Genomic DNA, 23,422 nt, shown 5'->3' on the forward strand with positions numbered 1-23,422 from the left:
GTATCTTTGTATTCAAGGAGACCTCCTTTCGTATGTATCTGTACAATTCTACGATAACTGGGGTCTCCTTTTTTTGTAAATTATTCTTCTTACTTGTTATGTCATTTTTTTTGCAAGATTGCTGCTCACACCAGAGAAATAAGGCCCTTTTTGGCCGCTATTCTTCCCGAAAACGCAAATTGGGTTGAAATAACGGCCCAAAAGGCCGCTATTATAACAGGCGGCAAGAAAGATGGCGGATAGGCAGCACCCATATCAGTTTTAATGCAACACTAGAGTGTGAAAAGAAATTTCTACACCTCTGCCTATTGCCCCAGCAGACATCCGACAGCGATCGGCAGAACATTTCACACCGCGGCCGTACATGTAAATCAATAGTTCAATTAATTTAGATAGTTTAAGGAAGTGAACGTTTATGAAACGCGGACGATTTGCCCCCACGCCCTCCGGCGAGATGCATCTGGGCAATGCCAAGATTGCGTTGCTGGCCTGGTTGCAGATACGCTCCGAGCGAGGGGAGTTTATCCTGCGAATCGAAGATATCGATACGCAGCGGTCCAGACCCGACATTGCGGAGAGGATTCCGGAAGACCTCCGTTGGCTGGGGCTGGACTGGGATTTCGGACCGGGAGCGGACGACGGTCTGGGCCCTTATTCGCAGAGTTTGCGTTTGGCCTATTACGAGGATGCCTTGACCCGGCTTAAAGAAACCGGCAGGCTGTATCCCTGTTATTGCAGCAGGGCGGAATTATTGTCCATGGCCGGCGCTCCTCACGGTTTGGCTTCGGAAGGAGCCCCCTACGCGGGTACCTGCCGGCATCTTGACCCCGAGCAGCGGAAAGCGCGCGAAAAGCACAAATCCCCCTCGCTGCGATTTGCCATTGAAGCGGAACCGATCCGTTTCGTAGATGGCATCGCCGGTCCTCAATCGTTTCCGCCCGGCAGCGGCGGCGATTTCGTGGTTCGCCGTGCGGACGGCCTGTTCTCTTATCAATTGGCCGTCACGGTCGATGACGCCTTAATGGGGGTTACCGACGTTCTTCGTGGCGGGGATCTGCTGGACTCAACGCCGCGTCAGCTTGAATTGTACCGGGCTCTCGGGTATGCAGCCCCGGCTTTCTCGCACGCTCCTCTCCTGCTGGGTGAGGATGGCCGGCGGCTGGCCAAAAGGCACGGAGATTTAAGCATATCCTCCCTGCGGGCAAAGGGAATGCATCCGGAGTCGATCATCGGCTGGCTCGCCAAGATCAGCGGGTTGATCGACCGGTATGAGCCGGTTGCCGCCAAAGAGCTGATCCGGAATTTCTCGATGGAGCGGATTGCGAAGCATCCTTATTATTTAAGTGAACAGGACCTTGAATTTTTAGCTTCGGCCTGATATTTTCTTAAAAAAAGAAGCGCGGGATACCGTGGGCGAACCCTCGGCAACCCGCGCTTCTTTTGTTTTAGAGCAGGGATTCCGCTCCATCGATGACGATCCGCGCCCCCGTGACGTGCACGGATTCGTCGGAGGCCAGGAACGCTACCAAATCCGCGACGTTCTCCGGTTGACCCGGCCCGTCCGCAAGCGGCTGGGCCCCTTCCGGATATTCCACCGGGATGATGATCTCTTCCAGTTCTTCGCTGACCTCCGTCGACGAATCGATATTGGTGGCAATGGCACCGGGACAAATCGCGTTGACTCTGATTTTGAATTTGGCCAGCTCCAGCGCGGTCATTTTCATAAATGCCACCTGTCCGGCCTTCGTCGTGCTGTAAGCCGACATACCGAACCCGGAAAACCGGTCGTTCCCGTTGATGGAGCTGGTGATAATAATGCTGCCGCCCCCCCGCTTCTTCAAGTAAGGAACCGTATATTTTACGGTCAGGAACGTTCCGTTCAGGTTGACTTTCAGCGTTTTCTCCCAATCGTCCAGCGTCATTTCGTCGACGGGAGCCAACACCCCGTTGATACCCGCGTTTGCAAATACGATATCGATGCCGCCGAACACATCGGCGACTTCACTCACCGCCTTCTCCATCCGCACGGGATCGGAAACGTCGACATCAAAGGATCGGGAAACCCCGCGATAAATATTGTTAATTTGATGCTCCGTACTTCTCGTACGTTCGTCCATCAGATCAAAGAGCGCGACTTTGGCCCCTTCCTTAGCCAGCCTGATCGCCGCAGCTTTGCCGATGCCGGAGCCCGCCCCGGTAACGATCGCCGTCTTTCCCTGAAACCGCTGGCGGTTATAGTGATTATCAGCCATATGACACACGCTCCTATTCATGGGTTAAGGACATGGTAAGTACCTGTCTCAAGATTACCCAAAAAGAGGGGCGTTTTAATCACTTTCTAATTACAAATCCCGTTTGACGAAGATGGCTCGGGAGATGAAATAGGAAACGATCCCCGCCAGCGCAAGTACGCCAACCGCAAATACCCCGCTGGCCACGGGATGACCCGAGAACCAATTTATGACGAACGCCATATCGCTGTTGTTCAACAAACTCGCAATCAAACCGTTTCCGCCCAAAATGATGACCATCATAGCCACGTTCAGATATTGGGCTCCTTTGATTCCGAGCCAGAAGTACAGCGGCAAATAGACGGACAGGAATAAGACCATGGAAACCAAAGTGCCCAGCACTAGGACTTTATCGACTTGAAAAGTTCCATGATGAACCATATCCGCGGCTCCGCTGACGAGCACGCAGAACACAACGGCAACGACGAGCAATACCAGAGAGGAAACGTATTTCGATAAGACCAAATAACCCCGCTTTACCGGCAGGCTCACCAGAAATTGCTGGTTCGACTGGCGCATGTCCGAACCGATGGCCAGAATCATCACCATGCCGGGCAAGATCCCGTAAATTAGCGTAGAATTGCTGCTTTGGATAAATCCCGAGAAAATGACCGCATAAATCACTAACAGCCACAAGTAACGGCGGACGAGCAATAGATCCTTTCTTACAAGACAAATGAGTTTAGGCACGCAGTTTTCCTCCTTTGGCGGTAAAATACATAATATCCTCCAGGGTAGGCTGCTGATACAGCACCTTGTCGCCGAACAGTTCCGACGCCTTGGCCCGATTCGGCGAGAGCCCTTCAAACCCGAAGCTCGTTTCGCGAAGGCCCAAAAGTTCGCGGCGGATGTCCTGGTCCAGCAGTTCTCCTCCCCCTTTGACGATTACGTATCTTTCCAGAACGTCTTCCTTATTGTCGGTGAAAACGATCCGCCCTTTGTTTATGAACGTCACATAATCCGCCACCCTGTCCAAATCCGTCGTCAAATGCGTCGAGAACAAGACCGTATTGGCTTCCTCCAAAATATAATCCGCCAACAAATCCAGCAGTTCCCGCCGGAACACCGGGTCCAGACCGGCCGTAGGCTCATCCATGATCAGAAGGGACGGATGATGGGCCAGGGCGATGGCGATCGAAAATTTCGTCTTCATCCCCTTGGAGCAATCTTTGATTTTTTTACGCGAGGGGAGCTCGAACAAATCCATGTACTTTCTAAATTTCTCTTCATTCCAGTCTGAATAAAAAGGCGCGATAATCCGCTTCATCTCTTCCAGCGACAAATAGTCGTAATAGATGTTTTCATCCGAAATATAACCGATATTCTGCTTGTATTCGCCCGCCGAGGAGCCCGCGCTCCGGCCAAACACTTCGATCTTTCCTCCGTCGGGAACCACCATTCCCATAATCGCTTTGATAATGGTGCTTTTTCCGGCGCCGTTCGGACCGATCAACCCGGTAATGTACCCTTTCGGGACCGAAAAGGACACATCCGTCAGGTTGTAGTAGGAACCGTAGCTTTTCGATAACCCTTGCACATCGATCGCATTCATTCTTCATGACCTCCATCGTGATCCAACATTTTGATCCATTCGATTAACTCATCTACACTAACCGGGATATTCCGGCATTCCGCAAGCAGCTCTCTGATCTTCTCCTCCACCATGCGCATCCGCTGTTCCCGGATGAATTCCTGGTTCCCGCCGGATACGAAAGAGCCCTTACCGACAACGGAGTCGATGAGCCCTTCCTGCTCCAATTCGTTGTATGCCCGCTTTGTGGTGATAACGCTGATCTGAAGCTCCTTCGCCAACTGGCGTATGGAAGGCAGCGGTGTACCTGCTGGAAGCTCCCCTTGTAATATGCTCCCGCGGATTTGCCTTACGATCTGCATATAAATCGGCTCCCCCGATGAAGGGGACAGCAAAATTTTCATGATTCACCTTCCTTTGCGTCCATCCCCGTCGCTAATGTATATATACAATATACACAATGTATACGATAAGTTCAATAGTTGAGCAAAAAAAATAAGCTCCGGTCACGGAGCTTTCAGATTAACTCGTTTGCTGTTTCATGGCGCCCCATGCTTCGCTCGGATGCTGAAACCAATGACGCATCGTCTCCTTGAACGCTTCATCCGGCGTTGGCGTGGCAATCAGCCAATCCTCTTCTTTCCTGGTGCTGCTGCGTATGAGCCAGTTCATATGATGGTTGTTAATAAACTGGGCGCATTGGTTCTCCCATCCGTCCGGACCACGGGTGTATAATCGCAGACTCCCGTGCGCAACCCGGGTCTTCATACATTTCGCCAGGGCGATAATTCCCTCTTGGTCATCGGATACTTTGCCGAGCCGGGCTATTATTTCCTCCAAATCCATCTCATCCAGACGGACAAGAATCTCCTCAAAAGTACGCTTCGAAAGCAGCAATGCGGGAATGTCCCCTAGGGTGTGCGTATTCCATTTCATTTTGCCGGCAAGAATACCGCAAGCCTGGTAAAAACAACCGATCTCATCGATGCGATAAAGGGTCGGATTTTCGCCCGTTCTCTCCAAAGAAACGACCGTTTCCTCGGTGATATGCAAAAACTGCTCATGCGGCCCGATTTCGGTATGGTATTTCACCCAGCAAGCCTTATCCGCATCGAAGGCAGCCGACAAACTCGACAGCAGCGGCTCCGTGATCCTTTCGCGAGCCGCCTCTCCGTTAAGTGCCCCTTTTGATTTCAGCGAATATTGCGCCTCGTTCCAGCCGTTATTCTCTCCGCTTCGCAAATACCCTATCAGTGGATTGTCCATGTCAAGCAGGCTCTTCGCTCCCAGCATATCGGCAAGATAAAAGATTTCATTCGCGTTCAACGTCCAGGCGCTTTGTTGTAATGTGTCAGCCAAGATCATCTGCTTACCTCCTTCATACATGGATTTAGCTCCATTTCTCTCTGTGTATAGTTTCGACTTAATCCGTAAAATTTAAAGGTTTGTTGTAATCATACCACTCTTCTACCGCATCGACGGTTTGAAAAAAATGGCAATCTAATACCATCTACCCAAAATAGCGTGAGCTGAATCATATTTTTTTCTCGTTTTGAAACTTATTTCCGCTCAAAATCGTAGATACAATAGAAAAGCAGAATGACGAAGAACCCCATCATTCTGCCTGTCACAAATCCTTAATTGAATTATAATGTTATCTTAATCTATTTTTAAGCTAAGTACATTAGAATGGCATTATGAGACCACTGTATAGAGGTGATTAACTATGAGAATTATCATTACTTTCCAAGACAATCAAGTGCCTGTATATTTCAACACCGATACCAAACAACCCGTTCAACGGACTCTGAAGCTGCTGACCAGCGCGTTGGAGAACAAATTCCGCAACGGAAAGCAAGCCTTGAAGAAATGTTTAAACTCCTTGATCAGCATCGAAATCGAAGGCTCGGAGGCCATTCTGCACAGCAAGAGCGAGTTTGACTCCTTGGCGTTATCGCTCTATTGATCTTGCGGGTTCCCGGCAGGTTAATCCTTTGGCAATTTTGAATCACACACATAGAGAGGCCATGGCTGCAGTTATCAAACTGACGACCTGGCCTCTTCTTCGTTTATGGCCTTCTGAATCCGAATCAATAGCAGTCTGAGCAGATTTTGCCGCATGGGTTCATAGGTGCAGGTTTGAATTTTTTTAATAATAAATCGGTCGATCGCCATCATCCTTTACCTCCACGCAGGTCATTTGAAAGTCCCGCAGGAACTATTTTCCTGCCTCTCCTACTTCTAAATAAACCACTTTTTGGAGGATTAAACGGTCTTTAACCCCGATCCGACAAGGATTTCGCCGCTTCGACAGAAGTTCTCTTTATCTTCGAAAATCGGCCCCGGCTCGTGAACATATATACAGCCACTCCGGCCAAAAGCACCCCGTTCAGCACAAATACCGCCGGAATCGGCACATAGCCCGCCAGCGCTCCCCCGGCTATCGGACCCGCCATGTTCCCGAGTTGGCTGGACGACTGGTTCAAGCTGAAGGCCCTTCCCCGGAAATCGGGGTCCGTTGTCTTCACGATCAGCGCGTTAAGTGCCGGAAAGACAGCCGCAAAGAATAATCCATAGATGAAACGCAAAATTCCGAAGCCCGCAAGGCTGTGAAAAAATAACTGCAACATATTGCCCAGGGCCCCTCCGAGCAGTCCGATCAACAGGGTGTTCTGGTATCCGATTTTTTCCCCGATCTTGCCCCAGAACGGTGCCGCCAGCACCGTTGCTACCCCCACGGCCGAGAAAATGATGCCGGAGCTAAGCGAGGCGTCCGACGCCGCAGCCCCCAGATCAAGCACATAGAGGGACAATAGCGGTTCGAGAACCATAACGGACGCCGTTACGATCATAACGATCCCCAAATATCGCATAAACGGCCCGTTGGCTTTCGCCTGCTTAAGATCGTCCAGTACATGAGAACGTTCCTTGGTACGGTCGAAATTCTGTTCCCTGACGAAGACCAGAGCAATCATCGCGGAGATGAATACCACAGCTCCGGCCATCAGGAAGGATTCCCGATACCCGAGAAATTTGCTGACCACGCCCCCGATCATAGGCCCGATTATACCGCCCGCCGCGCCGGCCGTCGACATGATGCCTAGGGAAAAGCCGACGCGCTTCTCCGGGGTATTCGTCGCTACAAGCGCGATGGCCGCGGGGACATAACCGGCCAGAAGCCCCGATAAGATCCGGACGGCGATCAGTTGAAACGGCGTCTGGACCAGCGAATTCAGAATATAAACGACGCAAAGCGCAAAGCCGGAGCGCAAGAGCATCGGTTTACGGCCGTACTTATCCGCGAGCGAACCCCAGTAAGGCGAGATCAAGGCGCCGGCCAAAAAGGTAATGCCGAACGCAAAACCCGACCAAAGCGCGACATTCTTCGTCACGCCCAGATCATGAGCCAAAAAAAGCGACATGAAAGGAATCGACATCGAATACGCGGTACTGCAAAAAAAGACACCCAACCACAACACGTACAAATTTCGTTTCCAGGGGAATCCCAAATGTTCCACCACCCTGCATCGTTTTTTCCCCGAATGGACAGCTATTGTTCTATTGTACCACTTTACGGGAGTTTACGAGGGAACATCTGCCCGTTCACGCCTAAACACGATATAATGTACATAGTGTTTCCTGGTTACGCTTTCAGACTTCAACTTATTAGGAAAGGGTGTTTTCATCATGGCTCTTCTGCAATGCCGTTTCTTTTCGGAAGTGCTTGGGCTCAGCACTTCCATGACCGTCATCCTGCCCCAGTCCGCCCCCTCGCAAATCGGCATGCCCGGCTCCGCCCGGCCCGGTCCTTATCCGACCCTCTATTTGCTGCACGGCATGTCCGACGATGACACGATTTGGCTGCGGAGAACCTCGATCGAACGCTATGTGGCCGATCTCGGCCTCGCCGTAGTTATGCCTCAGGCGGACCTGAGCTTTTACACCGACATGGCGCACGGGAACCGGTACTGGACGTTCATCAGCGAAGAACTGCCGAACATCTGCCGGTCGTTCTTTCCTTTATCCGACCGCCGTGAGGACAATTTCGTCGCCGGCTTATCCATGGGCGGCTACGGCGCCTTTAAGCTGGCGCTGCGCAAGCCGGAGACGTTCGCCGCCGCGGCCAGCCTGTCGGGCGCCCTGGATATTCACCGCGATTTTCTCGAGCATGTCCGCGGTCCCCGGGAGCTCAGCGCTTTATTTCAGCGGATCTTCGGAGAGAAGGGGCCGCTCGGCACCGAGGATGATTTGCTCGCTCTGCTGCGTAAGTACGAAGAAAACGGGACTCAGGACCAGGCGCCCCGCCTGTACCAATGCTGCGGAACCGAGGATTTCTTGTACCAGGACAATCTCGTTTTCCGGGACGCTTGTCACCAGGCCGGCTTGGCTTTGACATACGACGAGGGTCCGGGCGATCATGATTGGGCCTACTGGGACGCCAAAATACAGGATGTTCTGAAGTGGCTTCCCCTAAAAAAATAAGGGATTAGCCTCTAAGGCTAATCCCTTTCCAGCGTCAGGCGCCTCCGCTCTTCCCCTTTGCCGCGGCGGGCGTCTTTTTTACCCTTGCCCTTGCGGTCGTTTCTCTGGCGCACCTGCTCTTTCGAAGCCTGATATTTCAGCTCCCGTTCCGTCTTGCGGTAGTTCTCCAATCGCTTCGGGTCCAGCTCACCGCTGTCTACCGCCGCTTTTACCGCACATCCCTCTTCCCGCTCATGCCGGCAGTCGGCAAACCGGCAATTCCGGCCAAGCTCTTCGATGTCCGTAAACGCTTCGGACCACCCGCCGCCATCTTCCCAAAGCCCGAGCTCGCGCATTCCGGGCGTATCGATCATCACCGCGCCTTGCGGCAGGATGAACAGCTCCCGGTGCGTGGTCGTATGGCGGCCGCGGCTGTCGCCCTCGCGGATTTCCTGCGTATCCTGAATCTCCTCGCCGGCAAGCCAGTTGAGAATCGTCGATTTGCCCGCCCCCGATGAGCCCGTAAGCGCCACGGTCATCCCTGGTCGAAGCAAGGCTTCCAGCTGCTCCCGGCCTTGGTCCTCCTTGGCGCTGACCGCGATGACCGGGACGCCGGGCGCGATACTTTCCGTTTCACGGACATACCGCTCGGGATCATCGCAAAGGTCGGCTTTGCTGAGCAGGATGACGGGATTTGCCCCGCTGTTCCAGGCCATGACGAGGTAGCGTTCCAGCCGCCGCAAGTTAAAATCTAGATTTAAGGCGGCTACCAGCAGCAACACATCCACATTCGCCGCTATCATTTGCTCCGTAGGTACGGAACCCGCCGCCCGGCGTGATATCCGGCTCGCCCGGGGCAAAATGCCGTGGATGATTCCATCGTTCCCCCCTTCCGCCATAAACCTTACCGCAATCCAGTCACCGACGGCGGGAAAGGCGCTGCGATCCCCCAATTCGTGCTGAATCCGTCCCGACAATTCCGCCCAGCCTTCTCCTCGCGAGGTCACGATGCGGTATTTATGACCATGGTCGGCAATCACTCTTCCCGGGGACGCCTCCGCCAACTCCAGTTCGTCAAAAGCCGTTTGCCAATCAGGGCTCCAGCCGTAAGTATACAGACCGTTTTTTTCATGTTCATGGTAAGACTCCAAGTTTGGTTTTAATGTCAATTCAAATTCCTCCATATTAATCGAAATGTAGAACGCTTTGGAAATGAAAAAAAAGACGCAAGGCATTAGCCTGCGTCTAAATAAACTTTCACGCCCACAGAGAATACCGATCGCGGGACGCAAAAAAACCGCAGGACCTTTACGGTCCCGCGGTAACATTTCCTCTTCCAAGGCGAAGCATCGCTCCATATTGTGTTGAATGGAATGATTGCGCCTTAAATGAACGAATTCCGAGTGGAGACCGTAAACTTATGTTGAGCAGCGAAAGAAACAATTCCGTATACTTCGTACATAATTACCAGCCTCCTTCAAAAGATTTGTTTACATCATAGGGTACCCGCCAACATTTGTCAACCCGTTATTTGCTAATTGGCTACACAGCCCGAAACGAACTCTTTAAGGCTTGGCTCAACCTCGTTCAGTTCCCTGATGGTTCGCCAAGGTTTACCCCCTTCCAGATCTTCGGGCCAGGCATGTTTGCGGAGCAGCCAAATCCCGCGAATGCCGACCTGGGCAGCCCCCCAAATATCGTTAACGGGATGGTCACCGATGATCACGGTCTCCTCACTAGGGGTCCCGAGCCGGTCAAGGGCAATGCGGTAAATCCGTTCATCCGGCTTCTTGATGCCGAGATCCCCGGAAACGATAATTTCGTCAAAATGTCCCCGCAGCGCAAGGCGGTCGATTTTTCCATGCTGCAGATGGCTGAAGCCATTGGTGATGATCCCCAGCTTCAGGCCGAGCGCTTTGCACGCCTTAAGCGCTTCTTCCGTATGATTCATAACCCGCGCGTGGGACATATAATTCCGGTCGTAGTAAGCCTTTAATTCGGTCAAATCCGGCTTGGAAGCCCAGGGCAATTTATCGATCAGCTCCCGAAAAAAACCTTCCTTCGGGCGATACCCGTCCGCGTCACTCTCTATCATATATTCCACGATGGCTTGCTGCTCCTCGGGCTCGGAGACCCGCAAACATTCACGGACAAGCTGCTCTGCGAACCGCCGGAAAGTCCAGTCCCGGTCCATTAACGTGTTGTCCAAATCGAATAATACCGCTTTGATTTGCTCCATGATACTCCTCCGTTCTCGTCATTCTCTATCTCTATTGTATAGGATATTGTCAATGGCGAGATCGGAGGGCAAGTTACATCACATGTTTCTGCCGATGGGTGAGGAGCATTTCCTGGTCCGTAATGTAGAGGGGAAACGGCGGGAGTTCCTTCAGATATCGCTCTCTCATGAGCAGCCGGAAATCCACCTGATCCGGCTGCTCGGGTCCCAGTACGGGGAGCTTGCCGGTCCGTTCCACATAATGATCGACCGCGACCTGGACCATATCCAAGTAATAAGGAATTTCACGGTCTGCTTCCTCAAAAATCTCATACGTTTCCCGGGACAAATAAAACTTCTGGTCACTGTATCCGCCCAAATACCGGGCAAGTCGTTTCAAATCCAAGCTTCCGTCCGGCAGGACGAGCGTTTTGCGGTTGATGCCGTCCGGCATCTCCGCTTCGTACTGTAGAACGGCTTTCTTTACCTCTTCCAGCGAGACCTGCACGGAAGAAGGGACTTTGGCAGCCTGGCGTTGTCTGCGGCGATTTTTCAACCATAACAGCATGAGCATAACCTCCCAACTTCAAGATACATTAACAGGAAGCGCTTACAATACTATTATATCCTTATTCCCCGTTTTTGAACGCGATTCCGACCAGATTTCATATATTCGACATAATCGGAACCAGCCGCTTACCTGCCCGTCTCTGGATATTCTTTTCTTTTTGCGGTAGGATGAATTATGTTCAGTTACTAAATATTTTTAGGAGGACTCTCATGCAAGACGTCATCATCATCGGAGCGGGTCCTTGCGGACTGTCCGCAGCCATCGAATGCCAACGGCGCGGTTTACATACGCTCATCATCGAAAAAAATTGCCTCGTCCACTCCATATACTCCTATCCAACGTATATGCAGTTCTTCAGCACGCCGGAGATGCTGGAAATCGGCGACATCCCGTTTGTCTCCCCGAACGAGAAGCCCTACCGTCATGAAGCGCTTGCCTACTATCGCAGAGTCAGCGCCCATTATGGCGTTCAGATCGCTTCCTACGAAGAAGCCACCCGCATCGAGCGTAAAGCGGACGGCACCTTCGTCGTGCATTCCGTTACGCGCAGCGGGGAGAAATGGGAGTACCCGGCTCGGTACGTCGTGATTTCCACAGGGTACTTTGACCATCCGAATATGCTGGGAATCCCCGGGGAAGATATGGATAAAGTCTCCCACTACTTCCAGGAAGCCCACCCTTACGCGGGGATGAAGGTCGCCGTGATCGGCGGCAGCAATTCCGCCGTGGACGCCGCAATGGAACTCGTTCGCGTCGATGCGGAGGTCACCGTCGTATACCGGGGCGAGGCCATGTCCGAATCGGTCAAGCCTTGGGTGAAGCCGGTGTTCGAAAGCATGGTGAATAAAGGAAAAATCAAGCTGCTGCTGCAATCACGAGTGATCGGCATCAAGGAGAAAGAAATCGTGGTCGAGTCCTTAAACGACGCGAAGTCAACCTCCCTGCCGAACGATTTCGTGCTGGCCCTGACGGGTTTCCGGCCGGATCGCAAACTGATGCTCGAAGCCGGCGTGGAGATGTCCGGGGAGATGGAGAAACCGGTGTTCAACCCGGAGACGATGGAAACGAACGTGCCCGGCATTTACGTCGCAGGCGTCATTGCCTCCGGCCGGAATGCCAACGAGGTATTTATCGAAAGCGGCCGGGGTCACGGCCGGCTGATCGCGGACCATATTACCGAACTGTTGAAAGAACGCGGCTAATTGGAACCGGTATTCCCGGCCGACATAAGGAGTTAAATTAATGAACCAAATCGACACGATCTCACTGGTCCTGCTTTTCCTGGCGGCGCTGGGGATATTCAGCGGCAACATGCCGATTACCGTCGCCATGATCGTGCTGCTGCTCATCCGCGTCCTGCATCTGCACTTTGCTTTTCCCTGGTTGGAAAAGTACGGCCTGACCGTCGGAATCATCATTCTGACCATCGGCGTTATGACGCCGCTGGCCAGCGGCAAGCTTACGCTGCAGACCCTGTGGGCCTCCTTTTTTCACTGGAAGTCCCTGCTCGCCATCGCGGTCGGCATGCTGGTCGCCTGGCTCGGCGGCCGCGGGGCGGCGTTGATGGGTAGCCAGCCGACCGTGGTGGCCGGTCTGCTCATCGGCACGGTGCTCGGCGTCGCCCTGTTCCGCGGCGTCCCCGTCGGCCCCCTGATCGCGGCCGGCATTCTGTCGTTGATCATCGGGAAACTGTGACCGTACAGCCAACCTGACGTTTTATGCAAAAGAGGTTTCCCTCCCGTAATTCGGAAAGGGAAACCTCTTTTTTTAGAATGGATCCAACAAGGAGGTGTTTCCGCTTGAACATGGGCAAACTCTGGGCCGCTTACTCCGACGGATTCAGATTTTGAATGTTATACAGCTGCGCGTAAACGCCGTCCTCTTTCGCCATTAATTGTTCGTGGGTGCCGCGCTCGGCCACCGAGCCGTTCTTCATCACGACGATCAGATCGGCATGGGTGATCGTAGACAACCGGTGGGCGACGATAAGCGTCGTCCGGCTTTGCGAAAGATCCTGCAGGGACTGCTGGATCAGGTGCTCCGATTCGAGGTCCAGCGCCGACGTCGCTTCGTCCAGAATAAGAATCGGCGGGTCCTTCAGGAACACGCGGGCGATGGCGATCCGCTGTTTCTGTCCGCCGGAAAGCTTCACTCCGCGCTCCCCGACCTCAGTGTCGTACCCTTGCGGCAGCTGCATGATGAAATCATGCGCGTTCGCCGCCTTCGCCGCGGCGATGACCGCTTCTTCATCGGCCTCGGGGTCGCCAAGCTTGATGTTGTCGCGGACGCTGCCGCTAAACAGGAAGTTGTCCTGCAGCACCATGCCGATCCGGCTGCGCAGGCTCTCCATCGTCCAGTCGCGGACGTCCTTCCCGCCGACCGTAATCATCCCTTTCTGCACATCGTAGAAACGGGGAATCAAGCCTACCAGCGAGGATTTTCCGCCCCCGCTCATGCCGACGAACGCGACCGTTTGGCCGGGATGCACCTGCAGGGTAATATTTTTCAGCACCCAATTCCCTTCCTCATGGTATTTAAACCACACGTTGCGGAAGCCGATGCCGTGCATCCCGCCGGGCATGATCTCCGCGTCCTTCCGGTCGGTCATATCGTAAGGCTCCTCAAACAGCTCAAGCACCCGTTCCCACGAGGCCGACGCCTGCGTAAGCACCGTGGAAGAATTGATCAGCCGCTTTAACGGAGCGTAAAGCCGGTCCAGATAGCCAAAAAACGCGACAAACGTACCTAGCGTCAAATGATGCTGGATGACTTGGTAGCCGCCATACCCGATGACAAGCAGCGGCGCGATATCCGTCAAGGTGTTGATCACGGCGAACGTCCAGGCGTTCCAGCGGCTGTGGGCCATCGCTTTGTTCAGGTACGTTCCGTTGATTCCCGTGAACTGGCGGGCTTCATGCCGCTCCAAAGCGAAGCTGCGGATGACGGAAATGCCTTGAATCCGTTCGTGCAGATAAGCCTGAATCCCGGCAAGCGCCGCCGAACGGTCTTTTGTCAGCTTCTTCAACCGTTTGTAGAGCACCTTCACCGCGATGGCGTAGAGGGGAAATATCGCGATCGCCACCAGCGTCAGGAGCGGGTTTAAATACAACATGAAGCCCAGGACGAATATCAGCGTAAACAGATCTAGCCAGATGTTCATCATTCCGACTTCCACGATGTTTTTCGTCTGTTCGGCATCGTTGATAAACCGGGAAATGACCTCGCCGACTTTCGTGTTCTGGTAGTACCTGAGCGATAACCGCTGAAGATGCCCGTACAGTTTGTTGCGAAGATCGTACAAAATCCGGGCGGTGATCAACTGGGCAAAATATTGACGGGCATATTCCACCGGACCGCGGACAATGACAAACAGAAATAGCGTACCGCCGAGGACGATAAGGAGGCGGTCTACCTTTTGGCCGAAATCGGCTGCGGGATTAAGCAGAATATCGTCCACCACATACTTTTGGACCAACGGCAGCAAAGACGGAATGCCGAACTTTAAAATTCCGATAAACAACGTGAGTACGATCCATTTCGCATAAGGCCGGACAAACTTAAAATACGCTTTCCATTGCTTCAACTCAGCTGCACATCCCTCTTCTTCGTAATTCAAGCCAACGTCCGGCGTCCTTTCGAACGCCGGGATAAACGCTTGTTTTTTGCGTAAAGCTGTATTTGTAACCCCATTAATGATATACTCCATATTAACATGTCACTGCCTGTCATTGCGGAAAATGATACGCCGTTCCTGTGTCTATGGGCGGGGTATAGCAAGGAAACAGGCACGAATAGCAACAGCCCGCTTTAGGAGGATAACCATGTCGCGTCGATTTGTGATTGAAGCCGTGATGGTGGCAATTTACGGTGAATTGTTGGTGCCGTCTGCGCCTGTGGAATATATCGTCCCTTACACCACCGTCATGGAACTCTATGAATTTCAGAAAAGCCCGGAACCCCTGATGAACGATCCGCTGGATGACAGCCATGTCAAACGCAAAATCGGCGAATTGATCGCTTATCTGGAAGAGCCGCTCAACCGGAAAAAGCTCGAGCGCGCCCTCTCGGTTCCCTGGTCCAAAAGCCCGGCCATCTTGTTCGGCGACCATGTCTCCTGGACCGTCGTCAACGCCGTGGATAACGAGCAGTATGGGGAACTGCTCGATCCGATCGAAACGGAAATCGTCCTCGCCGCCCAGCGCGAAAATGCGCCGATCCTGACGGACCAATTGGAGCTGATCCGCCGGATTCTTGAAGCCGAAGCCCCGGTACAAATCTACGATATCGGAGACTTCGAATTCGCGATGGAGGACAATATCTTTTTTAATCAAAACTGATGCAAAAGCACGGAACTACAGATCCCGGTCTGTAAATTCCGTGCTTTTTTGAACATTATGCCAATGGTTCGTATCGGTATTCGATATCGTCTTCCGCCGCATTATAAGTGACCTTTAGCCGATGGCCTTCCAGGTACCACTTGTCCTGCTCTTCCATAAAGAAGGTAATCCCCGCTTCCATGACGGAAATGCCCGGCGACACGGGTTTGTCCGACTGGATGCCGAGCGAGAATCCCGGATGGATTTGTCCTCCTGCACTGTACCGGGCGAACAATCGAACCGCATCCCCCTCCTGCAGCCCCAGCTCCTTCTTGAACCAAAGGGCCGCTTCCTTCGTTACTTCGATCATCTGCATCTCCTCCTGTACACTCCTTATTGTAGACGAAAGAATGGATTTTGCAAAAAATAAATTGACACTTTCCCGAAGCCGATGATAAAATCGTCAACATACGAGATCGCATTTTGCATTAATTACCATTTGAAAGGGGTGAAGACGGTGTTTACGATTGTATACTTGACTGCATTTCGCGATGCAGACCGCACACAACCGAATACCGTAGTAACCCTGCAGGTTTCAAGCGAGTTTTTTGTTGATCCCCTTCGCGCCCGTTGACGCGATTGGAAGCAGCCTTTCATGATTTTGCGGCGGTTACTTGCACAGTCAAGTAGCGTACGCGACATATGTTAAAGAAACTTAAGGCATACGTTTACGGACGTCATGCCTTTTTTGCTGTTTTCACGGGACCGAAAAACGGTCCGTACAATCCTGCACAGTCGATTCGATCCAAACGAATAAAGAGAAAAAGGAGGAAACCTTTATCATGTTTTCTGTTCTCCAAAATCTGGGGTGGTTTTTTAGGCGGGAAAAGAAGCGATACACCATCGGTCTTGTCGTCCTCATTCTGGTCGGCGTCGTGGAGCTGGCTCCCCCGAAACTGATCGGCAACGCGATCGACAGCATCGTGGCCGGCACGATCACCTGGGGATCGCTGACCACTTATATTCTGCTGATTATCGCGCTCCTGGCCCTGATCTATTTTGTCACGTACATATGGATGCATTCGCTGTTCGGGGGTTCCAACCTGGTGGAGCGCCTGCTGCGCACCCGGTTTATGAACCATCTGCTCGGCATGACCCCGCCTTTCTTCGAACGCAACCGTACCGGCGACCTGATGGCCCGAGCCACCAACGATCTTCGCTCCGTGGCCACCACCGTCGGGTTCGGCATGCTGACGCTCACTGATTCCACGGCTTACTTGACGGTTATCTTCGTCGCCATGAGCACCTTGATCAGCTGGAAGCTGACGCTGGCCGCGGTCATTCCGCTCCCCTTCATCGCCATCGCGATGAAAATTTACGGAAAGATCATCCATGAGCGCTATACCGAGGCGCAGGACGCCTTCGGCGATATGAACGACCAGGTGCTCGAATCGGTCGCCGGCATTCGGGTCATCCGCGCCTACGTTCAGGAACGCAACGATGAAAAGCGGTTCGAAGCCATAACGAACGATGTGTACCGAAAAAATCTGGCGGTCGCCAAGGTCGACGCTTTCTTCGAACCGACGATCCGCTTCTGCGTCGGGCTCAGCTATGCGATCGGCCTGACCTACGGCATTTATCTCGTGTTTCACAATGAATTGACCCTGGGTGATCTCGTTTCTTTCAACATGTACCTGGGGATGATGATCTGGCCGATGTTCGCCATCGGTGAACTCATCAACATTATGCAGCGCGGCGGCGCCTCGCTCGACCGGGTCAACGAAACCCTGAACGTCCGTCCCGACGTCGCGGACCCGGCGGAACCCGCCGATGTCCGGCAGCCCGACACGATCGAGTTTAAAGACTTCACGTTCCGCTATCCGACTTCGACCGTGAACAACCTGGAACACATTCATCTCCGCATTCCGCGGGGAGCGACGCTCGGCGTCGTCGGCCGGACCGGAAGCGGCAAGTCGACACTGCTCAAGCAACTGCTCCATGAGTACCCATTGGGGACCGGAGAGCTTACGATTTCCGACGTGCCGATCGACCGGATCGCGCTGGACCGCCTGCACAGCTGGATCGGCTACGTTCCGCAGGAGCAGGTGCTCTTCTCCAAGACGGTCCGGCAAAATATCCAGTTCGGCCGTCCCGACGCGCCGGACGAGATCATCATGGAGGCGATCCGGACCGCCGCGTTCGATCAGGACCTCGGCACGCTGTCCGACGGTCTGGATACGCTGGTCGGCGAGAAAGGCGTCGCCCTCTCGGGCGGGCAGAAACAGCGCGTATCGCTGGCCCGGGCCTTTATCGCCGACCCCGACATCCTGATTCTCGATGATGCCCTGTCCGCGGTCGACGCCCGGACGGAAGCGCGGATTATCGAGAATATCCGGAACAAGCGCTCCGGCAAAACGACGCTGATCTCCACGCACCGTCTGTCGGCGATCGAACATGCCGACTGGATCGTCGTGCTGGAGAAGGGGCGTGTCATCGAAGAAGGTACCCATGAAACGCTGCTGCAGCGCGGCGGCTGGTACCGGGAACAATACGAACGTCAGCAGGTTGAATCCAATCTGACGGACTAAGGAGGTGCCTCTCGGATGCACTCGAACACGGGAAAATCACTGCTCAAATACGCCCTGACGGCGAAAAATACATTTATTCTGGCTCTCGTCATGCTGGCCATCGGCGTGGCCGCCGAACTGGCCGGGCCGTTTATCGCCCGGTCCATGATCGACGACCATATGCTGGCCATCGAGAAGCCGTACTATGAAACCGCCGCTGCCGGAGAGTCCACCGTCAACTACGACGGGCGAACCTTCAAGCGCGGCGACAGGTTCACCGAAGGAGAAGCCCGCGGACCCGAAGTCCGGATCCTTCAAGTCGGCACCTCCTTCGTCTTCGTGGAAGCGGAGATGGGCGACGTGTCCGGCGAGCGAAGCTACCGCGACGGTACGCTGATCTTAACGAAGTCCGGCCAGGTTACCGAATATCCGGCCCGGAAGCTGAACGCCGCGGAAGTGTTCGCGTTCTACCGCCCCGAAATCCCGGGGATTCTGACGCTGGTCGGCTGGTACTTCGTGTTCCTGGCGATCTCCATCGTGATGGAATTCGGCAAGACCTACTGGCTGCAATCTTCGGCCAACAAAGTTATCCAGAAGCTGCGGATCGACGTCTATGCCCACATCTCGCGGCTTCCGGTGAACTTCTTTGACAATCTGCCGGCGGGAAAGGTGGTCTCCCGCGTCACAAACGACACCGAAGCCGTGAAAGATTTATTTATCGCCGTCCTCTCCAACTTCTTCTCGGGCGTGATCAACATGCTCGGGGTTTATGTGGCCCTCTTCCTGCTCGACATCCGGCTCGGCATGATCTGTTTGTTTGTCGTGCCGATTATCTGGGCTTGGGTTGTGCTCTATCGGAAGTTCGCCACAAAGTACAACACGATTATTCGTTCCCGGCTCAGCGAAATCAACGCGATTATCAACGAGTCGATTCAAGGGATGTCGATCATCCGGATTTTCCGCCGGCAATCCCAAACCAAGGCGGAGTTCGAGAAGTTAAACGACGATTACATGACCTATCAGAACAAAATGCTGAATTTGAACGCTTTTACCTCGCATAACCTGGTCAATGTCATCCGCAACCTTGCCTTCGCCCTCGTGCTCTGGTATTTCGGATCGGCGCAGATCACGGGTTCAAGCGTAATCTCGCTGGGCGTGCTGTACGCTTTCGTCGATGTGCTGGGACGGCTGTTCCAGCCGATTACCGGAATGGTGAACCAATTGGCTGCCCTCGATTCGTCGATGGTATCCGCGGGGCGCGTGTTCGCCCTGATGGATGAACCGGGCGAAGCCGTTACCGACGGCTCCATGCCGCGTTATAAAGGAAACGTCGAGTTTAAAGATGTCTCCTTCGCTTACAAGAAGGATAACGTGTTGAAGAATATCTCCTTCGAGGCGAAGCAAGGCCAAACCGTCGCCCTCGTGGGCCACACCGGATCGGGAAAAAGCTCGATCATCAACTTGCTGTTCCGGTTCTACGACCCGCAAAAGGGAACGATCACCATCGACGGCCAGCCCGTCAAAGACCTGCCTAAACAGTGGATCAGGCAGCATATGGGAATCGTTCTGCAGGATCCGTACCTGTTCACCGGAACGATCGCTTCCAATGTCAGCCTGGGCGATGAACGGATTTCCCGGGAGACGATCGAGAAAGCGTTGAAGGATGTCGGGGCCGACCGGATCCTCGCCCATTTGCCGAAGGGGCTGGATGAACCGGTAGTTGAGAAGGGCAGCACCTTGTCCGCGGGGGAACGCCAACTGATCTCCTTCGCCCGGGCGCTCGCCTTCGATCCGGCGATCCTGATCCTCGATGAGGCGACCGCCAACATCGATACGGAGACCGAGGCGCTGATCCAGTCGGCGCTCGAGGTGCTCAAGCGGGGGCGGACCACCTTCATTATCGCCCACCGGCTGTCCACGATCCGCAGCGCGGACCTCATTCTCGTGCTGCATCGAGGTGAAATCGTGGAGCGCGGAACGCACGACGAACTGCTGGCGCTCGGCGGCCGATATTATCAGATGTACCGGCTGCAAGCGGGCGGCGATACCCCGGCGCTCGGCGGACTTCCCGGACATATAACGGAACCGGCCACCGGCCGCATTTAACGAATCAAAAAGAGGGTGTCCCCAAAGTCATCAACGATGACCGGGGACGACCCTCTTTTTCATTAGTCCAGCTTCATTTCGCGTGCCAAAGATGACGGAATTTCTTCTTTATCCACGAGGACGTCGATTACGAAAGGCTTGTTGGAACCCAATGCCCGTTTAAACACCTGTTTAAATTCGTCAAGATTCGAACAAGCTGCGCTGTCCGCCCCCATCGAAGCCGCGTATGCGGCCACATCAAGGGGTTGTTTGAAAATCGTGCCGTCCGTTCGCCCGGTAAACTGCCTCATCCCTTTCAACGCCATATCCAGTTGTCCGTTATTGATGACGATAAAAATGACCGGCAGTTGCTCCGCCACACAGGTGTTGATTTCGGAGCCCAGCATAAATAGACAGCCGTCCCCTGTCATACAGATGACGTTTTGTTCTTGATCGGCGAATTTCGCCCCAATCGCCATTCCGATGGCATTCGCCATGGAAGCGAAATAGGAATCGAAGAAAAATTTCACGCCGGGCTTTAAATCCAGCCAACGGACGGCATGGTAACCGTGGGCGCCGTCATCGGCGAAAACCGTCGTGTTTTCGGGGATCATCTCACCGACCGCTTGGCAGACTTCGGCAACGGAGAGATTTTGCAACACAGGCAACGGGTCGTGATAAGTCTTCGCTGTATGTACTTTGGCGGGCTCATTAGGATATAAACGTAAAATCTCCTCCAGATTGGTTCGTAGGTCTCCGAATATATGAAGGTATTTCGACTTTATAATTCCTCCCATAAACTCATGGGCAATATCGAATTGGATGATCTCCCCGGGATAATAGGAACGGTCCAAGCCTGCTAAAGCGGTATCGCTAAGGCGCGACCCCATCACCAAAAGCAAGTCGACGCCGGATTCCAATAAATCCTTGGCCTTTTGATGTCCGCCTAAACCAAAGGGTCCGTAATAAAGAGGGTGCGCGGAATAAACACTTCCCTTTCCTCCGGGAGTCGTGACAATGGGGATATGAAAAGTCTCGGCAAATGCCGCCAATTCCTTCTGCGCTCCGGAAAGCACCACACCTTTACCCGCAAGAATTACCGGTTTACGGGCCTTTCGAAGCCGAAGAATCGCTTCCTCCAAATTGGTGGCTATGTAATTCACATTCCCGGATGGTAACTGAACCAACGGGTCGTTGACGGGGGAGATCATAACATCGAACGGAATGCAGAGGTGAACCGGTCCTTTTCTGCCGGTCATCGCCTCGCGCAAAGCATAGGTCAGGATGGCGGGAAAAGTATCGCCTCGCGTAACCATTGTACTGAACAAAGTGACCGGCTTCATGATTTCCGCCAAATCGATGCCGTATTGCGAAGAATCTTGGCATTGCGGAATCCCTAATTCGGCCGCCGATTGATGACCCGTTATAAAGAGCACGGGTAAACCGTTCATTTTGGCGTGCGCTGCGGCAGTGACGAGATTGGTGCCGCCCGGACCGGAAGTTGCGACGACCACGCCTAACTTATGGTTCGTAAATGCATAGCCCCCCGCACTAAATCCCGACCCGCTCTCATGCCTTCCCAAAATAAATTCGATATCCTGGTTCCCGAATTCCAATATCAAAGGAGCTATCGATTTACCCGGAATTCCAAAAGCGTGTTTTATGCCAAGATTAACTAAGGTCTCAACTAAGAGCTGGACAACGTTTTTCACAAAGAACACTCCTCTAATATATTTGTCAAAGGTAAATGAATATTGAAATCCGTCCCTGTACCCAATATAGAATCGATAGTAATTTCTCCGTGATGATTATTGATAATCCGGTAGGAAACCGACAGCCCCAGCCCCGTTCCATGTTCCTTCGTGGTAAAGAAAGGATTTTGGATTTTGGTCAGGTTCTCTGGACTAATCCCGCTGCCGTTGTCTGAAATGGTTATGATTAAATGGTTACGATTTTTCCGCGTTTTTAAGGTTACGGCCTCGTTAGGCTGCGAAGCTTCGACGGCGTTTTGCAAAATATTGATCAAGACCTGTTTGATCTGCGCGCCATCCGCAAATAAAATATCCTCGTCGGTGGTTTGATAATCCCGGACATACCGGATATCGTGCAGCGCAGCCTGTCCTTCCATCACACGAAGCACATTGTCAAGAAACTCATTGATTTTAATCGGCTTCACGATCGGGACAGAAGGTTTGGACATTGTGACAAAGTCGGAAACGAGGTTCTTGACGCGCTCCAGTTCTTCATAGACATATCCCATATATTTCGCGGTTAGGGGATCGAGCCGCTGCGACCGAATCATTTGCACAAAGCCCATAATCACGGTAAGCGGGTTGCGTATTTCGTGTGCCAAACCGGCCGCCAATTTGCCGATCGCGGACAGTTTCTCGCTGACAATCACCTGCTGCTCCAGTAAATAGCGCTCGGTAATATCCCGAAGCTGAGCATAAGCGCCTTGAAGGACGCCATTTTCAAAAATAGGTATAATGTCAACAAGACAAACGGTATGGATCCCTCTGACATTATAGTGGACCTCGATGCCCCGCTGCCGCTGTCCCTTCGCAATCGTTTCCGCGATATGCGGTCCAAGCTCCGAAATAGGAAGAGCCGACTGTCCTACCGCAACCAGGTCCGGAATCATGGATTGCGCGATATGGTTAACATCTACGATCACACCGCATTGATCGACCAAGAGAATACCGGTATCCAGGTTATTTACCATCAGATGGTGCAAATTTAATTGGCGCTGGTTCGTTTTTCTGAGGATGAGCTCCCGCCTCATCGATTCCACCATATTGACCAACATAGCAAGCTGGTACTTGCTGAAATCGACAACGCTCGTCATCAGGGAGATGGTTCCTTCCAAGACCCCATGATCGCTCGGAAATGAAAAAGGAACGCTTTGGCAGGCGGAATCGTGCAATACCAGATGGAAATGATCCTTGCCCACGGTTTGAAAAGGAATCTTCTTGTCCAGGGCGATCAGCGTCGCGCAAATGCCCACTTCCCGTTCAAGCATCAAACTCCCTTCTTTAATGTTTAACTGCGACAGATTTTCTTTCATGATCCGATCACCGAAGGAATCAATCACCACCCCTTCATCATCGGTGACCAGAAATAACACCATTTGACCGTTGAGCAACTTAATGGTGTTCTCTCCAAGAACTTTCGTCACCTCTAAAATGTCGGCATATCGGCTTTTTTGCTTTTGTAGATGTTCTTCAGACACGGTCGTTAAGGGAGACGGGATATCTGTTGGTTGCATTCCGTTTGCCAAACAACGCCGACGTATCTCCGCAAGGAAGCAGTTTTCCATATGTTTCGTACCCCCAAAATTACGAATTGTACTTATTCCCTGCAGCTTACAGTAAATAGTTCTCCG

General features: G+C 53.0%; 21 protein-coding genes. 8 read left to right on the top strand and 13 right to left on the bottom strand.

From position 1 onward, the window contains the following. Positions 1-415 precede the first annotated feature (415 nt). Complete coding sequence (gene gluQRS / locus LBW89_RS13835) at positions 416-1,378, top strand: tRNA glutamyl-Q(34) synthetase GluQRS (RefSeq protein ID WP_148449728.1); 963 nt, start codon at positions 416-418, stop codon at positions 1,376-1,378. A gap of 67 nt (positions 1,379-1,445) precedes the next feature. Here gluQRS and LBW89_RS13840 read toward each other — a convergent pair whose 3' ends face one another. The 5 genes from LBW89_RS13840 to LBW89_RS13860 form a co-directional block, all read right to left on the bottom strand. After that, positions 1,446-2,252: an SDR family oxidoreductase gene (locus LBW89_RS13840; RefSeq protein ID WP_148449729.1), complete on the bottom strand. Its 807-nt coding sequence runs from the start codon at positions 2,250-2,252 to the stop codon at positions 1,446-1,448. 90 nt (positions 2,253-2,342) lie between these two features. After that, positions 2,343-2,981 (bottom strand): ABC-2 transporter permease, encoded by a 639-nt coding sequence (locus LBW89_RS13845; protein WP_170286992.1) that lies wholly within the window; start codon positions 2,979-2,981, stop codon positions 2,343-2,345. Continuing rightward, positions 2,974-3,843, bottom strand: a complete 870-nt coding sequence (locus LBW89_RS13850; RefSeq protein WP_148449731.1) for an ABC transporter ATP-binding protein — start codon at positions 3,841-3,843, stop codon at positions 2,974-2,976. Before LBW89_RS13850 ends, LBW89_RS13845 begins: the two co-directional genes overlap by 8 nt. Next, positions 3,840-4,226: a GntR family transcriptional regulator gene (locus tag LBW89_RS13855; RefSeq protein WP_148449732.1), complete on the bottom strand. Its 387-nt coding sequence runs from the start codon at positions 4,224-4,226 to the stop codon at positions 3,840-3,842. Before LBW89_RS13855 ends, LBW89_RS13850 begins: the two co-directional genes overlap by 4 nt. Before the next feature lie 118 nt (positions 4,227-4,344). Further along, positions 4,345-5,187: a hypothetical protein gene (locus tag LBW89_RS13860; protein WP_148449733.1), complete on the bottom strand. Its 843-nt coding sequence runs from the start codon at positions 5,185-5,187 to the stop codon at positions 4,345-4,347. A gap of 361 nt (positions 5,188-5,548) precedes the next feature. Here LBW89_RS13860 and LBW89_RS13865 point away from each other — a divergent pair, with 361 nt between their 5' ends. Further along, positions 5,549-5,788 carry a hypothetical protein gene (locus tag LBW89_RS13865; protein ID WP_148449734.1) on the top strand — a complete coding sequence of 80 codons (240 nt, stop codon included), beginning with the start codon at positions 5,549-5,551 and terminating at the stop codon, positions 5,786-5,788. A 310-nt stretch (positions 5,789-6,098) separates the two neighbouring features. Here LBW89_RS13865 and LBW89_RS13870 read toward each other — a convergent pair whose 3' ends face one another. Then, positions 6,099-7,331: an MFS transporter gene (locus LBW89_RS13870; RefSeq protein WP_148449735.1), complete on the bottom strand. Its 1,233-nt coding sequence runs from the start codon at positions 7,329-7,331 to the stop codon at positions 6,099-6,101. A gap of 178 nt (positions 7,332-7,509) precedes the next feature. On the opposite strand from LBW89_RS13870, the gene LBW89_RS13875 reads away from it, so the two are divergent. Further along, positions 7,510-8,304 (top strand): alpha/beta hydrolase, encoded by a 795-nt coding sequence (locus LBW89_RS13875; RefSeq protein WP_148449736.1) that lies wholly within the window; start codon positions 7,510-7,512, stop codon positions 8,302-8,304. Between the two features lie 17 nt (positions 8,305-8,321). On the opposite strand, the gene rsgA is transcribed toward LBW89_RS13875, so the two are convergent. From rsgA to LBW89_RS13890, 3 genes are all read right to left on the bottom strand, one after another. Next, the gene (gene rsgA, locus LBW89_RS13880) at positions 8,322-9,452 is read right to left on the bottom strand and encodes a ribosome small subunit-dependent GTPase A (protein ID WP_225039367.1); all 1,131 of its coding nucleotides are present in this window, start codon (positions 9,450-9,452) and stop codon (positions 8,322-8,324) included. Between the two features lie 365 nt (positions 9,453-9,817). Continuing rightward, positions 9,818-10,522: an HAD family hydrolase gene (locus tag LBW89_RS13885; RefSeq protein ID WP_148449737.1), complete on the bottom strand. Its 705-nt coding sequence runs from the start codon at positions 10,520-10,522 to the stop codon at positions 9,818-9,820. A gap of 73 nt (positions 10,523-10,595) precedes the next feature. Further along, entirely contained in the window at positions 10,596-11,069 is a 474-nt protein-coding gene (locus tag LBW89_RS13890; protein WP_148449738.1) for a DUF3939 domain-containing protein, read from the bottom strand. Positions 11,070-11,281: 212 nt separating this feature from the next. Between LBW89_RS13890 and LBW89_RS13895 the strand changes: the two genes are divergently transcribed. Both LBW89_RS13895 and LBW89_RS13900 read left to right on the top strand, forming a co-directional pair. Continuing rightward, entirely contained in the window at positions 11,282-12,274 is a 993-nt protein-coding gene (locus tag LBW89_RS13895; RefSeq protein ID WP_148449739.1) for a YpdA family putative bacillithiol disulfide reductase, read from the top strand. Between the two features lie 40 nt (positions 12,275-12,314). After that, entirely contained in the window at positions 12,315-12,767 is a 453-nt protein-coding gene (locus tag LBW89_RS13900; RefSeq protein ID WP_211373239.1) for a DUF441 domain-containing protein, read from the top strand. A gap of 130 nt (positions 12,768-12,897) precedes the next feature. On the opposite strand, the gene LBW89_RS13905 is transcribed toward LBW89_RS13900, so the two are convergent. Further along, on the bottom strand, positions 12,898-14,655 hold the full coding sequence (locus tag LBW89_RS13905) for an ABC transporter ATP-binding protein (protein ID WP_148449740.1): 1,758 nt from the start codon (positions 14,653-14,655) through the stop codon (positions 12,898-12,900). Between the two features lie 238 nt (positions 14,656-14,893). Here LBW89_RS13905 and LBW89_RS13910 point away from each other — a divergent pair, with 238 nt between their 5' ends. Then, the gene (locus LBW89_RS13910) at positions 14,894-15,409 is read left to right on the top strand and encodes an ADP-heptose synthase (protein ID WP_148449741.1); all 516 of its coding nucleotides are present in this window, start codon (positions 14,894-14,896) and stop codon (positions 15,407-15,409) included. A 55-nt stretch (positions 15,410-15,464) separates the two neighbouring features. Here the strand turns inward: LBW89_RS13910 and LBW89_RS13915 are convergent, their stop codons facing one another. After that, positions 15,465-15,758 carry a HesB/YadR/YfhF family protein gene (locus tag LBW89_RS13915; RefSeq protein ID WP_148449742.1) on the bottom strand — a complete coding sequence of 98 codons (294 nt, stop codon included), beginning with the start codon at positions 15,756-15,758 and terminating at the stop codon, positions 15,465-15,467. A gap of 472 nt (positions 15,759-16,230) precedes the next feature. Between LBW89_RS13915 and LBW89_RS13920 the strand changes: the two genes are divergently transcribed. Further along, positions 16,231-17,976, top strand: coding sequence for an ABC transporter ATP-binding protein (locus LBW89_RS13920; RefSeq protein WP_148449743.1), 1,746 nt, complete (start codon positions 16,231-16,233; stop codon positions 17,974-17,976). Positions 17,977-17,991: 15 nt separating this feature from the next. Next, a complete protein-coding gene (locus LBW89_RS13925) occupies positions 17,992-20,061 on the top strand; it encodes an ABC transporter ATP-binding protein (protein ID WP_225039368.1) in 2,070 nt (689 codons plus the stop codon). Positions 20,062-20,123: 62 nt separating this feature from the next. On the opposite strand, the gene LBW89_RS13930 is transcribed toward LBW89_RS13925, so the two are convergent. Together LBW89_RS13930 and LBW89_RS13935 are read right to left on the bottom strand one after the other, a co-directional pair. Then, positions 20,124-21,761, bottom strand: a complete 1,638-nt coding sequence (locus LBW89_RS13930) for a thiamine pyrophosphate-binding protein (protein WP_225039369.1) — start codon at positions 21,759-21,761, stop codon at positions 20,124-20,126. Further along, the gene (locus LBW89_RS13935; protein ID WP_225039370.1) at positions 21,749-23,182 is read right to left on the bottom strand and encodes an ATP-binding protein; all 1,434 of its coding nucleotides are present in this window, start codon (positions 23,180-23,182) and stop codon (positions 21,749-21,751) included. The genes LBW89_RS13930 and LBW89_RS13935 overlap by 13 nt, the downstream gene beginning before the upstream one ends. Between the last annotated feature and the right edge of the window lie 240 nt (positions 23,183-23,422).

It is taken from the genome of Paenibacillus sp. alder61 (assembly GCF_020179875.1).
Lineage (GTDB): Bacteria > Bacillota > Bacilli > Paenibacillales > Paenibacillaceae > Fontibacillus > Fontibacillus faecis.

Bases quoted from the DNA above. Each gene is read 5' to 3' on its own strand.
- gluQRS (WP_148449728.1), top strand. From the start codon at position 416: ATGAAACGCGGACGATTTGCCCCCACGCCCTCCGGCGAGATGCATCTG.
- LBW89_RS13840 (WP_148449729.1), bottom strand. From the start codon at position 2,252: ATGGCTGATAATCACTATAACCGCCAGCGGTTTCAGGGAAAGACGGCG.
- LBW89_RS13850 (WP_148449731.1), bottom strand. From the start codon at position 3,843: ATGAATGCGATCGATGTGCAAGGGTTATCGAAAAGCTACGGTTCCTAC.
- LBW89_RS13855 (WP_148449732.1), bottom strand. From the start codon at position 4,226: ATGAAAATTTTGCTGTCCCCTTCATCGGGGGAGCCGATTTATATGCAG.
- LBW89_RS13860 (WP_148449733.1), bottom strand. From the start codon at position 5,187: ATGATCTTGGCTGACACATTACAACAAAGCGCCTGGACGTTGAACGCG.
- LBW89_RS13865 (WP_148449734.1), top strand. From the start codon at position 5,549: ATGAGAATTATCATTACTTTCCAAGACAATCAAGTGCCTGTATATTTC.
- LBW89_RS13875 (WP_148449736.1), top strand. From the start codon at position 7,510: ATGGCTCTTCTGCAATGCCGTTTCTTTTCGGAAGTGCTTGGGCTCAGC.
- LBW89_RS13885 (WP_148449737.1), bottom strand. From the start codon at position 10,522: ATGGAGCAAATCAAAGCGGTATTATTCGATTTGGACAACACGTTAATG.
- LBW89_RS13890 (WP_148449738.1), bottom strand. From the start codon at position 11,069: ATGCTGTTATGGTTGAAAAATCGCCGCAGACAACGCCAGGCTGCCAAA.
- LBW89_RS13895 (WP_148449739.1), top strand. From the start codon at position 11,282: ATGCAAGACGTCATCATCATCGGAGCGGGTCCTTGCGGACTGTCCGCA.
- LBW89_RS13900 (WP_211373239.1), top strand. From the start codon at position 12,315: ATGAACCAAATCGACACGATCTCACTGGTCCTGCTTTTCCTGGCGGCG.
- LBW89_RS13910 (WP_148449741.1), top strand. From the start codon at position 14,894: ATGTCGCGTCGATTTGTGATTGAAGCCGTGATGGTGGCAATTTACGGT.
- LBW89_RS13915 (WP_148449742.1), bottom strand. From the start codon at position 15,758: ATGATCGAAGTAACGAAGGAAGCGGCCCTTTGGTTCAAGAAGGAGCTG.
- LBW89_RS13920 (WP_148449743.1), top strand. From the start codon at position 16,231: ATGTTTTCTGTTCTCCAAAATCTGGGGTGGTTTTTTAGGCGGGAAAAG.
- LBW89_RS13925 (WP_225039368.1), top strand. From the start codon at position 17,992: ATGCACTCGAACACGGGAAAATCACTGCTCAAATACGCCCTGACGGCG.